A 16,573-nucleotide genomic window follows, 5' to 3' on the forward strand; every position below is an offset into this window, starting at 1 on the left:
CAGGTTATTGCCGCGGCGCCCGGCAACAAATAACCTCGGCATCAACGTTTTATTGCCAAAGCGGAAACAATGGACACCATCGATGCCATGCGGGTGTTCGTCGCGGTGGTCGAGCGCAATGGTTTCAGCGCCGCCGCGCAGGCCCTGGACCTGTCCACCGCCGCCGTCACCCGGCAGGTCGCCGCGCTGGAAAAGCGCCTGTCCGCACGCCTGCTCAACCGCACCACGCGGCGGGTCAGCCCGACCAGCACCGGCGCCGCCTACTACCAGCGCTGCGTGCAGCTGCTGGCCGAGTTCGACGCGCTGGAGGCCTCGGTCGGGGCGCAGGCGCTGCAGCCCTCGGGCCGGCTGCGGATCAACGCGCCGGTCAGCTACGGCATCGCCCGCCTGGCGCCGTTGCTGCCCGGCTATGCCGGGCGCCATCCGCAGGTGGAACTGGACCTGTCGCTGTCCGACCGCCAGGTGGACATGGTCGAGGAAGGCTTCGACCTGGCGATCCGCATCACCCGCCAGCCGGCGCCTTCGCTGATCGCCCGGCGCCTGGCCGAAGCGGCCATCGTGCTGTGCGCCGCGCCGGCCTACCTGGCGCGGCATGGCACCCCGCAACACCCGGACGACCTGTCGCGGCACGCGTGCCTGGCCTACAGCTACTGGGCCGGGGGCGACAGCTGGCAACTGCAGGGGCCGCAGGGCGAGGTAAGCGTGCCGGTGGCCGCGCGCATGCGCGCCAACAACGGCGAGGTACTGCGCGAGGCCGCCATCGCCGGCATGGGCATCATCGCGCAGCCGGATTTCATCGTCGGCCAGGCCCTGGCCGACGGCCGCCTGGTGCCGGTACTGGCCGACTGGCGGCTGCCGCCGGTCGGCATCCATGCGGTCTATGCCAGCCGCAGCCACCTGGCGCCGAAGGTGCGCAGTTTCATCGACTACCTGGTGGAACGGCTCGGCGCGGACGCCGCCCCCCCTGGCTCACGCTGAGTCGGGCGCCAGCGCCAGCAGCGCCAGCAGTTCGCGCAGCGGCATCGGCCGGCCCAGCAGGTAGCCCTGCACCTGGTCGCAGCCGTGCGCCACCAGCCAGTCGAGCTGGCCCTCGGTCTCCACGCCCTCGGCGATCACCACCAGTCCCATGCTGTGCCCCAGCGACAACAGTGCGCGGCAGATGGCCGCGTTGCGCGGGTTGCGTTCCACGTCGGCAACGAACGCACGATCGATCTTCAGCGAATCCAGCGCCAGGTGCTGCAGGTAGGACATGCTGGAGAACCCGGTGCCGAAATCGTCCAGCGCCACCGCGATGCCATTGGCGCTCAGGCTCTCCAGCACCTGCATCGCCTGCGCCGGGTTGCGCATCAGGCTGCTCTCGGTCAGCTCCATCTGCAGCGCGCCCGGCGGCAGCCCGTGCTCGGCGGCGGCGTGGGTGAACTCGCCGACCAGGTCGCTGTTGAACAACTGCACCGCCGACACGTTGACCGCCACCGGCAGCCCGGCCCAGCCGTTGTCGGCCAGCACGCGGCTGGCGCGGGCCGCGGCGCGGATCACCCAGCGGCCGAGCGCGATGATCTGCCCGGTGTCCTCGCACAACTGGATGAAATCCGACGGCGGGATGAAACTGCCGTCGGGCTGTGGCCAGCGCAGCAGCGCTTCGAGCACCGCCGGCGAGCCGTCGGCGGCATGGCGGATCGGCTGGAAGTACAGCTCGAACTCGTCGCGCTCGATGGCCAGGTGGATGCGCCCGGCCAGTTGCAGGCGGTCGGCATGGCGCTGTGCCAGGGTGTGGTCGAAACGCAGTACGACCACCCCGTTCTCGCGGGCGGCGTGCGCGGCCTGGGCGGCGCGGCCCAGCACCAGGTCGGCGCTGGTGCCATCGCCGGGGTTGCCGGCCACGCCGATGCGCGGTTCCAGCTGGTGGAAGGAATCGCGGCCGCGCACCGGTTCGGATACCGCCGCGCGCAGTGCCTCCAGCGCCTGCGCGGGATCGTGCTCCTGCGCCACCGCCAGCACGAAATCCTCCGCCGGCTGGTAGGCCAGCAGGCCATAGCGCGTGCCCAGCGTTTCCAGCCGGGCCACCATCGCCTGCAGGACCTCGTCGCCGGCTTCGCGGCCCAGGGTATCGGTCACCATCTGCAGCCCGCGCAGCTGCGCATGGACGATGGTGTAGCCGGCGCCGCTGGCGTCCAGGCGCTCGGCCAGCGCCTCGATCGTCAGCAGCCCGGTGCCGGGGTGGTGGCTGGCACGCCAGGCCAGGTCGCGTTCATAGGCCAACCGCTGACTGACATCCTCGGCGAGCACCAGGCACGCCGGGCGCCCGTCGAATTCCAGCCGCGCCATATGCGCCAGCACCTCGAACAGGCTGCCGTCGCGGCGCCGGTGCATGCGCACCCGCGGCGCCGGCGAACTGCCGTCGCGCGACGCCTCCAGCGTGCGCCGGATCTCCTCCCTGGCCTCCTCCGGGCGGATGTCGAGGATGGTCATGGCGAGGAATTCCCTGCGGCTGTACCCGTACTGGTCGATCGCCGCCTGGTTCACCTCGAGGAACTGCAGGGTGTCCAGGTCGAAGATCCAGAACGGGGCGGGGTTGCGGTCGAACACCAGCCGGAACTGGTGTTCGGCGCGCTGCACCCGGGCTTCGCTGCGGACCCGCTCGGTGATGTCGGTGACCGCGCCGGTCATGCGCGGGTGCGGCCCCAGCCCCTGCACGCGCTCGCCGCGCGCGGACAGCCAGCGCACCGAGCCGTCGCGCAGCACCAGGCGGAACAGCGCGTTGACCGCGCGCCCGGCTTCGGTCGCCTGCTGGACCTGCTGGCGCAGCCACGGCCGGTCTTCCTCGTGCACGTGCGCGTAGAACTCCTCCAGCCGCGCCTGCCGCACCGGCAGCGCGAACATCCGCCGGGTCAGCGCCGACCAGCGCAGGGTGCCGTCCTTGCGGTCGATCGACCAGGTCCCCACCTTGCCGACCTGGTGCGCCAGCGCCAGCTCCGCCGCGCCGGCACGCAGCTCGTCGGCCAGCCGCGCCTGGCGCAGCGCGCCGCGGCGCATGCTGGCGTACAGGTACGCGAACCCGCACAGGTACAGCAGGTAGATGCCGCAGGCGACGAGGAAATATGTGCGCCACGGCGCCATGACCTCGTCGTAGGACAGGCCGGCGAACAGGATCAGCGGGTAATCGTGCGGCACGCTCACCGCGACGACGCGGCGCACGCCGTCCAGCGGACTGGTCGCCACCCCCAGCGCCTGCACCTGGTCCGACCCGGGCAGCGGCCGCAGCGGCCGCGGCAGCGGCCGCTCCACCGCCGACGGATCCAGGCTGTGCGCCAGCAGCGCGCCCTGGCGGCTGCTGATCGAGACCACGCCACTGCGGCCGGTATCCAGGCCGCTGACCACGCGCTGGAACACCGCCAGCCGCACGCGCGCCAGCAGCCACTGGCCCGGCTGCACCGGCACCGCGGTCAACAGCACCATGCCACCGCCGGGCAGCGCCTCCAGCCCGCCGACATACAGCTCGCCGGCCAGCACGCGGTTCTCCGGCACCACCCATTGCGCGAGCGTCGGATCGCCGCGGCCTTCGCCCAGCGGCATGCCGGCATCGTCGACCACGGTGATCGCGGCCAGGTCGGTATTGCGTTCGAGCGTGCCGCGCACGCTGGCGGCGAGCAGCGCCGGCGCCCGCTCCGGCACCTGCCGGTAGTATTCGCGGCCGTCGCGGGCGGCGCCGCGCAGTGCGCGTTCCATCGTGGTCAGTTCCGCCCGCAGCAGGCGGTCGCTGCCGGTCGCCAGGGCCATGCTCTGGCGCTGCGCCGCCTGCAGGCGGCTGCCGCGGTCGTTCCACAACATGATCGCCAGGGTCGCCGCCAGCAACAGCGCGATCACGGCACCGAACACGACGACCTGGCGCAACGGCTGGCTCATGCCCCGGGGCACCCGCATCTTCCCTGCGTCGGCATTCGCTGTGCGTGCATGGTCTCGCTCGTTGTCCCCTGCGCCATCGGAAACCGCCGGCCGCACGCGGCCGGCCGCCTGGTTCGCGCCGCGCCGCACGCACGCAACGCGACTTCCGTCCTCCCCGGAAGTCGCTGTCGATGTCCGTTCCACAGCATGCAGTACAAACGCCCCGGACGGGAAGAGTCGGCATGCCAGAAGTACCGCAATCGGCAAGGCGCGGGCGCGGGTGCGGCACTAGACTGCGCACTCCATCCCAGATTCCGGAACCGCCATGGCCCTGCAACGTTCGATCCTCGCACTCGCTCTCGGGGCCGCGCTGTCACTGGGCGGCTGCGGCGGCGGCGAGGCTCCCACCGGCGACGCTGCCGCCACCGCCACCCCGGTTGCCAGCGCCCGGCCGCAACTGGGCAGTTTCGGCTTCGACGTCTCCGGCATGGACCGCAGCGTGGCCGCCGGCGACAACTTCTTCGATTTCGCCAACGGCCAGTGGGTGCAGCGCACCACGATCCCGGCCGACCGTTCCAGCTACGGCAGCTTCAACATCATCTACGAGAAGACCCTGGGCGACACCCGCGCGATCCTGGAAGAAGCCACGCGCGCCAGCGACGGCGAGGCGCGCAGGATCGGCGACTACTACGCCGCGTTCATGGACGAGGCCACCATCGAGGCGCGCGGCGTGGCACCGCTGCAGCCGCAGCTGCAGGCCATCGCCGGCATCGGCGACCGCCAGGCGCTGGCGCGGGCACTGGGCGCCAGCCTGCGCGCCGATGTCGACCTGCTCAACGCCACCCATTTCTACACCCCGCACCTGTTCGGCCTGTGGGTGTCGGTGGACCTGCTGCAGCCGGACCGCAACGTGCCCTACCTGGTGCAGGGCGGGCTGGGCATGCCCGACCGCGACTTCTACCTGCAAGGCGGCCGCATGGCCGAGCTGCGCAAGGCCTACGAGGGCTACGTCGCGCGGTTGCTGGAACTGTCCGGCGACAGCGCCGCCGCGGCCAAGGCCGCGCGCATCGTCGCGCTGGAAACGCGGATCGCGCGCGTGCACGCCACCCAGGAAGAAACCAACGACGTCGAAAAGGGCGCCAATGCCTGGAAACAGTCCGAGCTGGCGGCGAAGGCGCCGGGCCTGGACTGGGCGGCGTTCCTGGACGCGGCCGGCCTGTCGGCGCAGCAGGATTTCATCGTCTGGCAGCCACGGGCGGTAGCCGGGTTGTCCAGGCTGGTCGCCAGCGAACCGCTGGACACATGGAAGGAATACCTCGCGTTCCGCGCCCTGGACGAGGCCGCGCCGTACCTGCCCAAGGCATTCGCCGATGCGCACTTCGCCTTCCACGGCACCGCGATGAGCGGCACCCCGCAACAGAGCGAGCGCTGGAAGCGCGCCGTCGACGAGACCAACAACGCCCTTGGCGAGGCGGTCGGCAAGCTCTACGTCGCGCGTCATTTCGACGCCGTCACCAAGGCGCGCGCCGACGAGATGGCCAGGAACATCATCGCCGCCTTCGCCAGGCGCATCGACGCGCTGCAGTGGATGTCGCCGGAGACCAAGGCGCATGCCAAGGCCAAGGTCGCCGGGCTCAAGGTGGGCATGGGCTACCCGGACAAGTGGCGCGACTACGGCGCGCTGGAAGTGAAGCGCGACGACGCGCTGGGCAACGCGCAGCGCGCGGCGCTGTTCGAGTACCGGCGTAACATCGCCAAGCTCGGCCAGCCGGTGGACCACGGCGAATGGGCGATGCTGCCGCAGACCATCAACGCGATGAACGTGCCGCTGGAGAACCGGCTGGTGTTCCCGGCCGCGATCCTGCAGCCGCCGTTCTTCGACCCCGCGGCCGACGACGCGGTGAACTACGGCGCCATCGGCGCGGTGATCGGCCATGAGATCAGCCACGGCTTCGACAACGCCGGCGCGCTGTTCGACGAGACCGGCAGGCTGCACAACTGGTGGACGGCCGAAGACCTGAAGCGGTTCAACGCCGCCGGCGACGCGCTGGCCGCGCAGTTCAGCGGTTACGCGCCGTTTCCGGGGGTGCACGTCAATGGCCGCCTGACCCTGGGCGAGAACATCGCCGACGTGGCCGGGCTGGCGACCGCGTACGACGCCTACCGCCTGGCGCGGCAGGGCAAGCCGGCGCAGGACCTGGAGGGCTTCACCCCGGACCAGCGCTTCTTCCTCGGCTTCGCCCAGGCCTGGCGCAGCAAGATGCGCGAACAGGCGCTGCGCAACTCGCTGTTGACCAACGTGCACGCGCCGGGCCAGTTCCGCGCACTGACCGTGCGCAATCTCGATGCGTGGTATCCGGCGTTCGGGGTGGAGCAAGGCCAGGCGCTGTACCTGGCCCCGGACAAGCGGGTCAAGGTCTGGTGACGCCGCGCCGCCCGCCGGGCGCGGCGCGGCACGGCGCCTGCGCGTGCGCGCGGCGATCCGCGCCTGACCCTGGTGTTCCGGAGTCACGGCGGCCAGTGCAGCAGTAGCTGCGGGTCGCGGCCCATGCGCCGGCAGGCGCGCGCGGCGATGCCATCGCCCAGCGCGGCGCGGAACAACGGCGCCGACCCGCGCAGCAGGCGCGCGGCCAGCGCCGCGCGCAGCTGCTGGCCGCGGCGGCGCCCGAGCAGTGGCGGTGCCCAGTCGGGCAACAGCGCCGCACCCGCGGACAGGAACAGGTCGCGCGAGGCCCCCGGCAACGGCACCGGCAGGCGTACGCCCTCGAGCACCGCCAGCACCTCGCGCGAACGCGCATCCATGCGCAGCTGCGGCTGCTGCGCGGCGAAGTACGCGCGCACCTGCGCCTGGCTGGCCGGCACCGCGCGCGCGCCCAGTGCCTCGGCCACGCGCCGGTATTCGGCGTAATAGCGGTCGGCGATGGCTGCCGGCACCTGGCGGCAATAGCGGCGGCAACCTTCGAGGAAACCATAGGCCTCGGTGACGTGTACCCAGGTGAGCAGTTCCGGATCGTCGGCGGCATACGCGCGGCCATCGGGCAAGGTCCCGGTGACGCCTGCATGGATGCGCCGGACCCGGTCGACCAGTGCCTGGGCCGCGGCCGCCGGCGCGTAGCTGGTGCCGGCGACGAACGCGGTGGTGCGGCGCAGCCGCCCGACCAGGTCGTGGCGGAAATTGGAGTGGTCGTAGACGCCGGCCAGCGCGCGCGGGTGCAGCAGTTGCAGCATCAGCGCGCACAGGCCGCCGGCGAGCATGCCCGGGAATTCGGAATGGATGCGCCAGGTCACGCTGTCGGGGCCGAACCAGCCCGGGTCGCCGGCCGGCGCGTCGTAATCGATGCCGCTGGGTTCGCGCGGGAAGGCGTCGAGCACCCAGCGCCGGATCTGCGCGGTGACCACCGAGGACACGGGCGTGGACAGGAGCGACATGCGGTACATCGTAGTGGAACGGCCGCGCACGCCGCCGGCAGCGGCCACGGCGCGACGGCCGGCCCGCCCGGGCAATGGCCGCGACCGGCCCGGCCGCGCCGCATGTGCGTCCGCAGCATGCCGCTGCCCTTTCGATTTTCGATTCCGCCACTTGCACGATGACGCACCGCAAAACTCCGGGGCCGGGCGTACGCCGGTCCACGGCCGCGCGGCGGCGTCATCGCATCGCGCCCATTGCCAAGCGGCGCGAAAGTGCTAGAACTGGAGCCGCCAGATCGTTCCACGCCGTATCCGTCGCTCGTTCCAGCCAGTATCTGCAAGGAGCTCCACATGATCGCGTTGTTCAAGGGTTTGGGTTTGTTGTTGCAGGACAATGAGCTGTACCGCAGTCCGTTCGAGAAACAGGTCGAACACTGGAAGAACCTCAGCGACGAACAGATACGCGACGAGGTGTCGGTGCTGGCCAAGGCCAAGTGCCAGTGGCTGATGGCGTCCATCGTGCTCTGGCAGGCGTCCTCGCTGTTGATCCTGGGGCTGATCACCAACTACCTGTGGCGCGATGATTTCCATATCACCTTCACCCGCGTGGTGATCGTGTTCGGCTCGTGGGTGTCGATCCTGTTCGTGATCTGGTTCATGGCCAACATGTTCGACCACACCGCCGGCTTCGAGCGCTGGATGAAGGCGTTCAACAGCCGCGCCCGCATCAGTTCCGACGCCGACAGCGTGGAAACCGTGGCCGAAGCGCTGGAGATGGCCCAGCACTACCCCGAAGTGCTCGACTACAAGCAGGCGGTGGCGGCCCGCCGCGAACTGCGCCACGAGGACATCCGCATCATGCGCGAGCTGGGCCGCATGCGGCAGCACTCCGAACTGGTCGGCAAGCTCAACCACATCGGCGACGACGGGCTGCGCCTGCAACCGGCGTTCTGACCCCCGCTGCCGCTGCCTCGCTCCCGCGACGCCGCGCTCAGTCGCGGCGTTGCGCGTTGTGGGCCCGCACCTGCTGGCCGAAGCCATGCGGCAGGCCCTGCACGTCGCGCACCCCGCCCACCACTAGGCTGAAATCGCCCAGCGCCTGCCGCTGGCACAGCTCCCCGCCCGCCTGGTCGCAGCAGTGCTCGCGGTAGAGCCGGTAGAAGCAGTTGCCGCTCTGGCTCTGCAGGCACTGGAAGCGGGCATGGTCGCCGGACACCGTGGTGCGGCTGAGCACGGCCTGCTCGCCGCTGACGCGGACGATCGAGGTCTGGCCCTGGGGTTCGCGGTAGCCCAGCATCGCCAGCAGGCTGCCGAGCAGGAACGTCAGGTACTGCATGGCACTTCTCCTTGTACGGGCCGCGGACGGGGCTTACATGCCGCGGAACAGGCTCATGAACGGTTGGCTGACCACCAGCGTCTCGCTGCGCACCTTCAGCCGCAGCACGCCACGGCCGCTGTCGTCGCGGCTCACTGCCGCGACCGCTTTCATGTTGACGATGGTGGAGCGGTGCACCTGGCGGAAGCACTGCGGGTCCAGCACCTGTGCCAGCTCGCGCAGCGAGCTGCGCAGCAGCAGTTCCTCGTCGGCGGTCACGACCGCGGTGTACTTGCTGTCGGCGCGGAAATACAGCACGTCCTCCAGCAGCACCAGCCGCGTCTCGCGGCCGTTGCTGGCGGTGATCCATGCCGGCGGCGGCGCACTGGTCCTGGCGGCCGGCTGCCGCGCCAGCTGTTCCAGCAACTGGTCCAGCAGGCGCCGGTCCGGCGCACCGGCCTGCAGCCGCGCGAGCACCCGCTGGCGCGTGGCCAGCAGGCGTTCGTCGGCCACCGGCTTGAGCAGGTAATCGACCGCGCCGCGCTCGAAGGCATCGATCGCGTACTGGTCGTAGGCGGTGATGAACACCACCTGGGTGCGGGGGCTGAGCGTTTCCAGCGCGCGGGCGACGTCGATGCCGGTGACGCCGGGCATGCGGATGTCGAGGAACGCCAGGTCCGGCCGCAGCGTTTCCAGCACCTCCAGCGCGGCGGCGCCATCCTCGCATTCGGCGGCGACGCGCAGTTCCGGCCACAGCCGCTGCAGCTGCGCCACCAGCGCCTGGCGCAGCAGCGGCTCGTCCTCGGCGACCAGGGCATCAAGTTGCATGGGGCAGCTCCGGTACCTGGATGGCGGCGGCCGCCGCGGCCTGTGCCGTGGGCGGCCTGCGCGGCAGGGTGATCGTGGCCGCCGCGCCACTGGGGAAGTTGGAGACCAGGGCGAAGCCGGCCTGCGCCCCGCAGCCCAGCCGCAGCCGCTCGCGCAGGTTCTTCAGGCCGATGCCGGTGCCGCCGCCGCTGCCACCGACGCCCTGGCCGTCGTCGGCCACGGTGAGGTGGACCTGGCCATCGGCCTCGCGCGCCAGCACCCAGATCGTGCCGCCACCGGGCTTGGGTTCCAGCCCGTGCTTGATCGCGTTCTCCACCAGCGTCTGCAGCGCCATCGACGGCAGCACCACGTCCTGCAGCGCTTCGGGCACGTCGATCCGCACCGCCAGCCGCGCGCCCATGCGGATGCGCAGGATTTCCAGGTAGGCCTGCACCCGCTCCAGCTCCTGCCCCAGGGTCGACAGCGACTGGTCGATGCCCGGCAGCGAGCTGCGCAGGTACTGGATCAGGTGGCCGAGCATGCGTTCGGCGCGTTCGGGATCGGTGCGGGTCAGCACCTGCGCGTTGGCCAGGGTGTTGTAGAGGAAGTGCGGTTCGACCTGCGCATGCAGCAGGTTCAACCGCGCCACGCTCAGTTCCTTCTCCGCCTCGGTGCGCTCGGCCGTCTCGCGTTCGTCGCGGCGCAGCTCGGCCACGCGCCGGCGCATCGCGCGGCTGACCGCCTCGGCGTTCTCGCGGTTGCTGCCCTCGTCCGGTATCAGCAGGTCGGCCCAGGCGCCGGCCTCGGGCTCGAACAGCAGGGAGACGCTGCTGGTGCCCTGGCCGGGCGTCACCGTCGCCGACACCTGGTTGCGCTTGATCGCCAGCCACGACCGCGGGTTCCAGCGCGAAGGCGGGCTCATGTTGTAGGGGTCCACGCGCACGAGCTTGGCGCGCAGCTGCAGGCTGCCGGGCGAGCTTTCGATATCGGTGACGCGCGGCAGCCCCGCGATCACCGACTCGACCAGCGCGAACGCCTGCCCGGCATCGAACGGCAGTTCGATCTGGCGCCGCTGGCGGCTGGACAGGCTGTCGTGGTCCAGGCGGCCCGCCGTCAGCTTGACCCGGTGCAGATGGCTGGCGGCACTGATCGCCGCCATCGCCAGCACGCCGATCACCAGCAACGCGAATATCGCGCCGGGGTCGCCGAAGACCTGCGCCCATATGATGCCCAGCACGATCAACGCCAGCGCCCAGGCCACGAGGATGCGGAAGCAGAACCACAGGCTGGCGATCATGGCGGCGGTGTTCCCGGCTGGACAGTGGTGGCGAGCATAGGCGCTGGGCCGCCATGCACAAGCGCCCTGCGACGAAGACGGGAATCGGGGGAACGAACACGGGTGCCGGCGGCTGGAACCGGCGGGCGGAAACGCGGACGCCGCCCGTTGCGGGGCGGCGTCCGGACACAGGCGGCGTCCATCCGGGCCGGATGGGCGCCGCCGGGCGGGTTCAGCGGCGCTCGTCGGCGCTGGCGTCGCGGACCGCGCGGAACGGTTCGCCGGCGCTCCAGTTCGGCCAGGCACGCGAATTGGCCAGCTGCTCGCCGAGCGTGTAGACCACTTCCAGGTCGCGCGCGGCGCCGGCGAAGGTCCAGTCCGGCTGCCATTCGTCGCCCTGCTGGTGGTAGCGCCTGGCGGTGTAGTCGTCCGAGGCCTTCTTGCCCGCCGCCACGCCGCCGTCGATCCAGTCCTGCCCGGCCGAGTACGACAGCGCCGGCACGCCGCGCTTGGCGAACGGGAAGTGGTCGGAGCGGAAGAACAGGCCGGCTTCCGGCTTCGGGTCCGGGGTGTAGCGGATGTCCCAGCCCTTGGCCACGTCCTTGAGCTGGTCCAGCAGTTCGAAGCGCGCCGAGCCGTAGATGCCGAAGTCGCGCGACGGGCCGAACGGCGCCATGCCGTCCATGTTGATCAGCGCGACGGTCTTGCCCAGCGGGTACAGCGGGTGGCTGGCGTAGTACTCCGACCCCAGCAGGCCCTTTTCCTCGGCGGTCACCGCCAGGAACACCACCGAGCGCTGCGGGCGCGGCGCCTTGGCGAAGCCGCGGGCCAGCTCCAGCAGTGCCGCGGTGCCGCTGGCGTTGTCCAGCGCGCCGTTGAAGATGCGGTCGCCGCGCGCGTCCGGCTCACCGACGCCGATGTGGTCCCAGTGCGCCGAATAGAGCACGGTCTCGTCCGGGTGGCTGCTGCCTTCCAGGCGCGCGACCACGTTGTGCGAGGTGATGACCTCGGTCTTGACCGCGTAGTCGGCCGAGAACGCCTCGCCCTTCAGTTCCACCGGGCGGAAATCGCGCGACTGCGCCTGCTTCTTGAGCGCCTCGAAATCCAGGCCGGCGCGCTTGAACAGGTCCACCGCCAGGTCGCGCTGGATCCAGCCTTCCAGCGGCGGATGCGCCGCGGCCGGATCGTCGCGCACCACGTCGAACATGGTGTTGGTGTTGGAACCGGCCACCGTCGCCCAGCCATAGGACGCCGGCGCGGTCTCGTGCACGATCAGCACGCCCGCGGCGCCCTGGCGCGCGCCTTCCTCGTACTTGTAGGTCCAGCGGCCGTAGTAGGTCATGCCCTTGCCGTCGAAGTCGCCGGTCCCGGTCTCGAAGTCCGGGTCGTTGATCAGCACCACGGCGATCTTGCCCTTCAGGTCCACGCCCTTGAAATCGTCCCAGTTGCGCTCCGGCGCCTTGACCCCGTAGCCGACGAACACCAGCGGCGCGTCCTTGATCGCGACCGCGCTGGCGCCGTTCATCGCCGCGCGCACCGCGATCTCGCGGCCCTGGGTCAGCGCCTGCGAGGTGCCCTTGCTGGACAGCGACAGCCGCGGCGTGCCGACGATATCGCCCTTGAGCAGCGGCACCGCCTGGGTCCACAGGCGCTTGCCGTCCTGCAGGTCGCCGCCGGGCTGCAGTCCGGCCTCGGCGAACTGGCGGCTCAGGTAGGCGATGGTCTTCGCCTCGCCGGCGGTGGCCGGGGAGCGGCCCTCATAGGCGTCGGAGGCCAGTTCCTTCACGTCGGCGGAAATCCGCGCGCCGTCGAACTTCGGCGGCGCGGCCATCAATGCGCTGGATACCGACATTGCCAGCAGGCTGATCACGATTCGCTTCACATCCATCTCCAATGGGTCGAACAACCACCGCAGTGTAGCCAGCACCACGACGGCGCGGGCAGTGCCGGAACGCATGGGGCCAGTAGATGCGGGGCTTGCCCCGCATGCGGCGGTGACAATCACGCGATGGCGCGCCTGCCCGTAGATGCGGGGCTCGCCCCGCATGCGGCGGTGAGCATCACGCGACGGCGGCCGGACCGTAGATGCGGGGCTTGCCCCGCATGGGACGTTGAGCATCATGCGATGGCGCGCCGGATCGCGTAGATGCGGGGCTCGCCCCGCATGAGGCCTTCCCGGCGAAGCCCGTGTCGGGCGAGCCCGGCTACGGACCGGGTGCTGGCACGCGCGGCTACAGGTTCGCCGCGCGTGCCCGCAGCGCCGCGCGTTCGCGGGCGTTGCCGCTCAGGTCGGCGGCGCGCTCGAACGCGGTGCGGGCCTCGTCGCGCCGGCCCAGGTGTTCGAGCAGATCGCCGCGCACCGCCTGCAGCGGCGCATAGTCCGCCAGCCGGCGGTCCTGCTGCAGGGCCTCGAGCAGCGGCCAGGCGGCCTGCGCGCCCTGCGCGCGCGCCACCGCCACCGTGCGGTTGAGTTCGACCACCGGCGACGGCATGACCGCCGCCAGGCGCCCATACAACGCCGCGATGCGCGCCCAGTCGGTCTGGTCGGCGCGGCGCGCCCGCGCATGGCAGCCGGCGATGGCCGCCTGCAGCACATAGGCGTCCGCCTCGCCGCCCAGTGCCTGCGCCTGCTCCAGCAGGGCCAGGCCGCGGCCGATCTGCAGCCAGTCCCAGCGGCCGCGGTCCTGCTCCATCAACAGCACCGCCGCGCCGTCGGCATCGGTGCGCGCATTCATCCGCGACGCCTGCAGTTCCATCAGCGCCAGCAGCCCCAGCACCGCTGCCGAGCCGGGCATCAGCCCGGCCAGCACCCGGCCCAGGCGCAGCGCCTCGCCGCACAGTGCCGGGCGCATCCAGTCCTCGCCCTGGCTGGCGGCATAGCCCTCGTTGAAGACCAGGTAGAGCACCTCCAGCACCGAACGCAGGCGTCGCGGCAACGCCTGCCGCCGCGGCACCTCGAAGGCGATGCCGCGTTCGGCCAGGGTGCGCTTGGCACGGACGATGCGCTGGGCGACGGTCGGCTCCGGCAGCAGGAACGCGCGCGCGATCTCGGCCGTGCTCAGGCCACACAGCAGGCGCAGGGTCAGCGCCACCCGGGCGTCGGCCGGCAGCACCGGGTGGCAGGCGACGAACAGCAGCCGCAGCAGGTCGTCGCCGATGTCGTCTTCCACTTCGCGCTCGTGGTCACGCACGACGCTCCCCTGGTGGTCCGGCTCATGCGCCATCGCCTCGTGCTTGCCGGCCTGCAGGCGGCGCTGGCGCAGCAGGTCGATCGCCCGCCGCTGGGCGGTGGTCATCAGCCACGCGGCGGGGTTGTCGGGCACGCCCTGCCGCGGCCAGTGCTCGAGCGCGGCGACCAGCGCGTCCTGGGCCAGCTCCTCGGCGCTGTCCAGGTCGCCCAGCATCCGCGCCAGGCGCGCGATCAGGCGCGGCGACTCCATGCGCCACACCGTGTCGAGCCTGCGCTGTATCTCGCGGGTATCCATCCGCCCGCGATCACACCATCGCGCCACGGTGCGCGCAAGCGCGCGCGCCGTGGGTCACGCCTCGACGAAGGCCTTGAACCCGCCCCAGAACATGCGTTTGCCGTCGAACGGCACGCTCTTGGCATCCATGCCGGCCAGGCGCGGATCGGCCATGGCACGGGCGTTGACCCGGTCGCGGTGCGCGCGCGAGCGGTAGACGATGTAGGCGAACACCACCACCTCGTCCGGCTTGAGCTTGACCGCCTGCGGGAACGAGGTGTGCCTGCCCGGCTTGACGTCGTCGGCGACCGCTTCCACGTAGGCCAGCGCACCATGTTCCTTCCACACCCTGGCACCCAGGCGCGCCATGCGCCGGTACTCGGCCAGCCGCGCCTGCGGCACCGGTAAAACGAAACCATCCACGTAGCTCATCGTCCTCTCCTCGCTGCAGCAGGTACGGAAGCGGCCGCGCCGGGGCCCGGCCGCCGCTGGATCAGCCCGGCGCGCCGTCCATGTACGCGATCTCCCAGAGGTGGCCGTCCAGGTCCTGGAAGCCGCGCTGGTACATGAAGCCATAGTCGCGTGCCGGCATCGGTTCGCTTGCGCCTGCGGCCAGCGCCTTGTCGACCAGCGTATCCACCGCCGCGCGGCTGGGTGCCGACAGGCAGGTGATGACTTCGGTGTGGCTGCGCGCGTCGCACAGCGGCCGGGGCGTGAAGCCCTGGAAGAACGGCTCCACCAGCAGCATCACGAAGATGCTGTCGCTGACGACCATGCAGGCCGCGTCCTGGTTGGTGAACTGCGGGTTGAAGGTGTAGCCGAGCGCGGCGAAGAACGTCCGGGACGCCTCCAGGTCGCGCACCGGCAGGTTGACGAAGATCATCTGCGGCGGGGCCATCGTCAGTGCGCCCCGTCCATCGGCTTCATGCAGTTGACCATCCACGGCTTGCCGTAGCGGTCCACCAGCATGCCCCAGCGTTTGGCCCAGAAGGTCTCGGCCAGCGGCATCTGCACCTGGCCGCCTTCGGCCAGCGCCGCGAACACGCGCTCGGCTTCCTCCACGCTGTCCACGTCGACGTTGATGGTGGTGGCGCACGGCCCCTGGGCAGGCGGGCCGTCGGCGGCCATCAGGATCGCACCGCCCGCCTCCACCTGGCAGTGCGCGACGTGGTCCGGCTGCGGGGTGTACCCACCGCAGGCCTCACCGTCCATGTCGGGGCCGGGCGGCATGTCGGCGTATTTCATCTCCGACACCACCTTGCCGCCCAGTGCCCGGGCGTAGAAGGCCATGGCGTCGTGGGTGTCGCCATTGAAGCCCAGGAAAGGAATCAGTTTCATCGCATGTCTCCTCGCGGTCGGATCAGTCGTTGCGTTCGATGCGCTCGCGCAGACGTTGCTCCTGCGCGCGCAGTTCCGGGGTGAAGGCCTCGCCGAAGTCCTCGGCCTCGAACACCGGGCGAATCTCCACTTCCACGGGCGCGGTGCCGTCGGCGTCGAACGGGGCGCGGCTGAGCCACTCCACGGCCTCGTCCAGGGAACGGACCTGCCACAGCCAGAAGCCGGCGATCAGCTCCCGGGTCTCGGCGAACGGGCCGTCGACGACCTGCCGCCGGGCGCCATCGAAGCGCACCCGCGCGCCGCGCCGGCTCGGGTGCAGGCCTTCGCCGGCCAGCATGATGCCGGCCTCCACCAGTCGCTCGTTGTAGGCCCCCATCGCCGCCAGCTCGGCCTCGGTCGGCATTACCCCGGCCTCGGTCTCCGCCGTCGCCTTCACGATCACCATTACTTTCATGTCCATGCCCTTCCGGTTGCGGACCGGATGATCCGCTTCACATCCGGTACGACGAACCCGCGCCGACGGAATCGACAACACCGGCGATGTTTTTCATGAACACGTTCATGGTTGCGACGTACCCTTCACCCTGCGCCATCATGGCCCTCTGCTCCCGACAGGACCCGGCCATGAAATTCCTGCTGTTGATCCATATCGACCCGGCGCTGCTGGAGGCGCTGCCGCAACCTGCCTACGACGCGCAGATGCGCGAATGCCTGCGCCATGCCGACGCACTGCAGGCACAGGGCACCGTGCTGATGTCGCAGAAGCTGCAGCCGCCGGCGACCGCGCGGACCCTGCGCATCCGCGACGGCCAGCCGCGGATCACCGACGGCCCGTTCGCCGAGACCCGGGAAATCCTGGCCGGGTTCAACCTGATCGAAGCCGCCGACGCGGAGGAGGCCATGCGCATCGCCGCGCAGTTCCCGTGGGCGGCCTACGGCAGCATCGAAGTGCGCGCGGTGGATGACCTGCAGGCCGAGCGGATGCGGCTGGGGTGAGCGCACCGGCCGCTGGCCACCTCTGGGCCGGGCGTCCGCACCCTGCCAGGCCCGGCAAGTACCGTGCCAACAAAGGCCCAGACACTT

General features: G+C 71.0%; 15 protein-coding genes. 4 read left to right on the plus strand and 11 right to left on the minus strand.

Annotated features, from left to right (window positions below; translation table 11 throughout):
* Positions 1-69 precede the first annotated feature (69 nt).
* Positions 70-978 carry a LysR family transcriptional regulator gene (locus AC06E6_RS09945; RefSeq protein WP_240212925.1) on the plus strand — a complete coding sequence of 303 codons (909 nt, stop codon included), beginning with the start codon at positions 70-72 and terminating at the stop codon, positions 976-978.
* Here AC06E6_RS09945 and AC06E6_RS09950 read toward each other — a convergent pair.
* Complete coding sequence (locus tag AC06E6_RS09950; RefSeq protein ID WP_478061171.1) at positions 970-3,903, minus strand: bifunctional diguanylate cyclase/phosphodiesterase; 2,934 nt, start codon at positions 3,901-3,903, stop codon at positions 970-972. The genes AC06E6_RS09945 and AC06E6_RS09950 overlap by 9 nt on opposite strands.
* 304 nt (positions 3,904-4,207) lie before the next feature.
* Between AC06E6_RS09950 and AC06E6_RS09955 the strand changes: the two genes are divergently transcribed.
* Positions 4,208-6,307, plus strand: coding sequence for a M13 family metallopeptidase (locus AC06E6_RS09955; protein WP_478061173.1), 2,100 nt, complete (start codon positions 4,208-4,210; stop codon positions 6,305-6,307).
* Positions 6,308-6,390: 83 nt separating this feature from the next.
* On the opposite strand, the gene AC06E6_RS09960 is transcribed toward AC06E6_RS09955, so the two are convergent.
* Positions 6,391-7,311, minus strand: a complete 921-nt coding sequence (locus AC06E6_RS09960; RefSeq protein WP_312347873.1) for an oxygenase MpaB family protein — start codon at positions 7,309-7,311, stop codon at positions 6,391-6,393.
* 330 nt (positions 7,312-7,641) lie between these two features.
* On the opposite strand from AC06E6_RS09960, the gene AC06E6_RS09965 reads away from it, so the two are divergent.
* Positions 7,642-8,244 (plus strand): hypothetical protein, encoded by a 603-nt coding sequence (locus AC06E6_RS09965; RefSeq protein ID WP_104937892.1) that lies wholly within the window; start codon positions 7,642-7,644, stop codon positions 8,242-8,244.
* 37 nt (positions 8,245-8,281) lie between these two features.
* Here the strand turns inward: AC06E6_RS09965 and AC06E6_RS09970 are convergent, their stop codons facing one another.
* From AC06E6_RS09970 to AC06E6_RS10010, 9 genes are all read right to left on the minus strand, one after another.
* A complete protein-coding gene (locus tag AC06E6_RS09970; protein WP_478061176.1) occupies positions 8,282-8,626 on the minus strand; it encodes a hypothetical protein in 345 nt (114 codons plus the stop codon).
* 33 nt (positions 8,627-8,659) lie between these two features.
* Positions 8,660-9,433 (minus strand): LytR/AlgR family response regulator transcription factor, encoded by a 774-nt coding sequence (locus AC06E6_RS09975; protein ID WP_478061177.1) that lies wholly within the window; start codon positions 9,431-9,433, stop codon positions 8,660-8,662.
* Complete coding sequence (locus tag AC06E6_RS09980) at positions 9,423-10,709, minus strand: histidine kinase (RefSeq protein ID WP_478061179.1); 1,287 nt, start codon at positions 10,707-10,709, stop codon at positions 9,423-9,425. The genes AC06E6_RS09975 and AC06E6_RS09980 overlap by 11 nt, the downstream gene beginning before the upstream one ends.
* Before the next feature lie 211 nt (positions 10,710-10,920).
* Positions 10,921-12,540, minus strand: a complete 1,620-nt coding sequence (locus tag AC06E6_RS09985) for a M28 family metallopeptidase (protein WP_478061269.1) — start codon at positions 12,538-12,540, stop codon at positions 10,921-10,923.
* A 379-nt stretch (positions 12,541-12,919) separates the two neighbouring features.
* A complete protein-coding gene (locus AC06E6_RS09990) occupies positions 12,920-14,173 on the minus strand; it encodes an RNA polymerase sigma factor (protein ID WP_161615536.1) in 1,254 nt (417 codons plus the stop codon).
* Positions 14,174-14,227: 54 nt separating this feature from the next.
* Positions 14,228-14,584 (minus strand): DUF1428 domain-containing protein, encoded by a 357-nt coding sequence (locus AC06E6_RS09995; RefSeq protein WP_161615535.1) that lies wholly within the window; start codon positions 14,582-14,584, stop codon positions 14,228-14,230.
* Positions 14,585-14,645: 61 nt separating this feature from the next.
* Positions 14,646-15,050 carry a VOC family protein gene (locus AC06E6_RS10000; RefSeq protein ID WP_478061182.1) on the minus strand — a complete coding sequence of 135 codons (405 nt, stop codon included), beginning with the start codon at positions 15,048-15,050 and terminating at the stop codon, positions 14,646-14,648.
* 2 nt (positions 15,051-15,052) lie between these two features.
* On the minus strand, positions 15,053-15,490 hold the full coding sequence (locus AC06E6_RS10005) for a VOC family protein (protein ID WP_161615534.1): 438 nt from the start codon (positions 15,488-15,490) through the stop codon (positions 15,053-15,055).
* Positions 15,491-15,512: 22 nt separating this feature from the next.
* Positions 15,513-15,944 carry a YciI family protein gene (locus AC06E6_RS10010; protein WP_240212970.1) on the minus strand — a complete coding sequence of 144 codons (432 nt, stop codon included), beginning with the start codon at positions 15,942-15,944 and terminating at the stop codon, positions 15,513-15,515.
* A gap of 170 nt (positions 15,945-16,114) precedes the next feature.
* On the opposite strand from AC06E6_RS10010, the gene AC06E6_RS10015 reads away from it, so the two are divergent.
* Positions 16,115-16,486: a YciI family protein gene (locus AC06E6_RS10015; protein ID WP_161615533.1), complete on the plus strand. Its 372-nt coding sequence runs from the start codon at positions 16,115-16,117 to the stop codon at positions 16,484-16,486.
* Positions 16,487-16,573: the final 87 nt, after the last annotated feature.

It is taken from the genome of Stenotrophomonas sp. Steno-Z10-HUANG (assembly GCF_056393075.1).

Excerpts from the sequence above, each read along its gene's own strand:
- AC06E6_RS09945 (WP_240212925.1), top strand. The coding sequence starts at position 70 with ATGGACACCATCGATGCCATGCGGGTGTTCGTCGCGGTGGTCGAGCGC.
- AC06E6_RS09950 (WP_478061171.1), bottom strand. The coding sequence starts at position 3,903 with ATGAGCCAGCCGTTGCGCCAGGTCGTCGTGTTCGGTGCCGTGATCGCG.
- AC06E6_RS09955 (WP_478061173.1), top strand. The coding sequence starts at position 4,208 with ATGGCCCTGCAACGTTCGATCCTCGCACTCGCTCTCGGGGCCGCGCTG.
- AC06E6_RS09960 (WP_312347873.1), bottom strand. The coding sequence starts at position 7,311 with ATGTCGCTCCTGTCCACGCCCGTGTCCTCGGTGGTCACCGCGCAGATC.
- AC06E6_RS09965 (WP_104937892.1), top strand. The coding sequence starts at position 7,642 with ATGATCGCGTTGTTCAAGGGTTTGGGTTTGTTGTTGCAGGACAATGAG.
- AC06E6_RS09970 (WP_478061176.1), bottom strand. The coding sequence starts at position 8,626 with ATGCAGTACCTGACGTTCCTGCTCGGCAGCCTGCTGGCGATGCTGGGC.
- AC06E6_RS09975 (WP_478061177.1), bottom strand. The coding sequence starts at position 9,433 with ATGCAACTTGATGCCCTGGTCGCCGAGGACGAGCCGCTGCTGCGCCAG.
- AC06E6_RS09980 (WP_478061179.1), bottom strand. The coding sequence starts at position 10,709 with ATGATCGCCAGCCTGTGGTTCTGCTTCCGCATCCTCGTGGCCTGGGCG.
- AC06E6_RS09985 (WP_478061269.1), bottom strand. The coding sequence starts at position 12,540 with ATGTCGGTATCCAGCGCATTGATGGCCGCGCCGCCGAAGTTCGACGGC.
- AC06E6_RS09990 (WP_161615536.1), bottom strand. The coding sequence starts at position 14,173 with ATGGATACCCGCGAGATACAGCGCAGGCTCGACACGGTGTGGCGCATG.
- AC06E6_RS09995 (WP_161615535.1), bottom strand. The coding sequence starts at position 14,584 with ATGAGCTACGTGGATGGTTTCGTTTTACCGGTGCCGCAGGCGCGGCTG.
- AC06E6_RS10000 (WP_478061182.1), bottom strand. The coding sequence starts at position 15,050 with ATGGCCCCGCCGCAGATGATCTTCGTCAACCTGCCGGTGCGCGACCTG.
- AC06E6_RS10005 (WP_161615534.1), bottom strand. The coding sequence starts at position 15,490 with ATGAAACTGATTCCTTTCCTGGGCTTCAATGGCGACACCCACGACGCC.
- AC06E6_RS10010 (WP_240212970.1), bottom strand. The coding sequence starts at position 15,944 with ATGAAAGTAATGGTGATCGTGAAGGCGACGGCGGAGACCGAGGCCGGG.
- AC06E6_RS10015 (WP_161615533.1), top strand. The coding sequence starts at position 16,115 with ATGAAATTCCTGCTGTTGATCCATATCGACCCGGCGCTGCTGGAGGCG.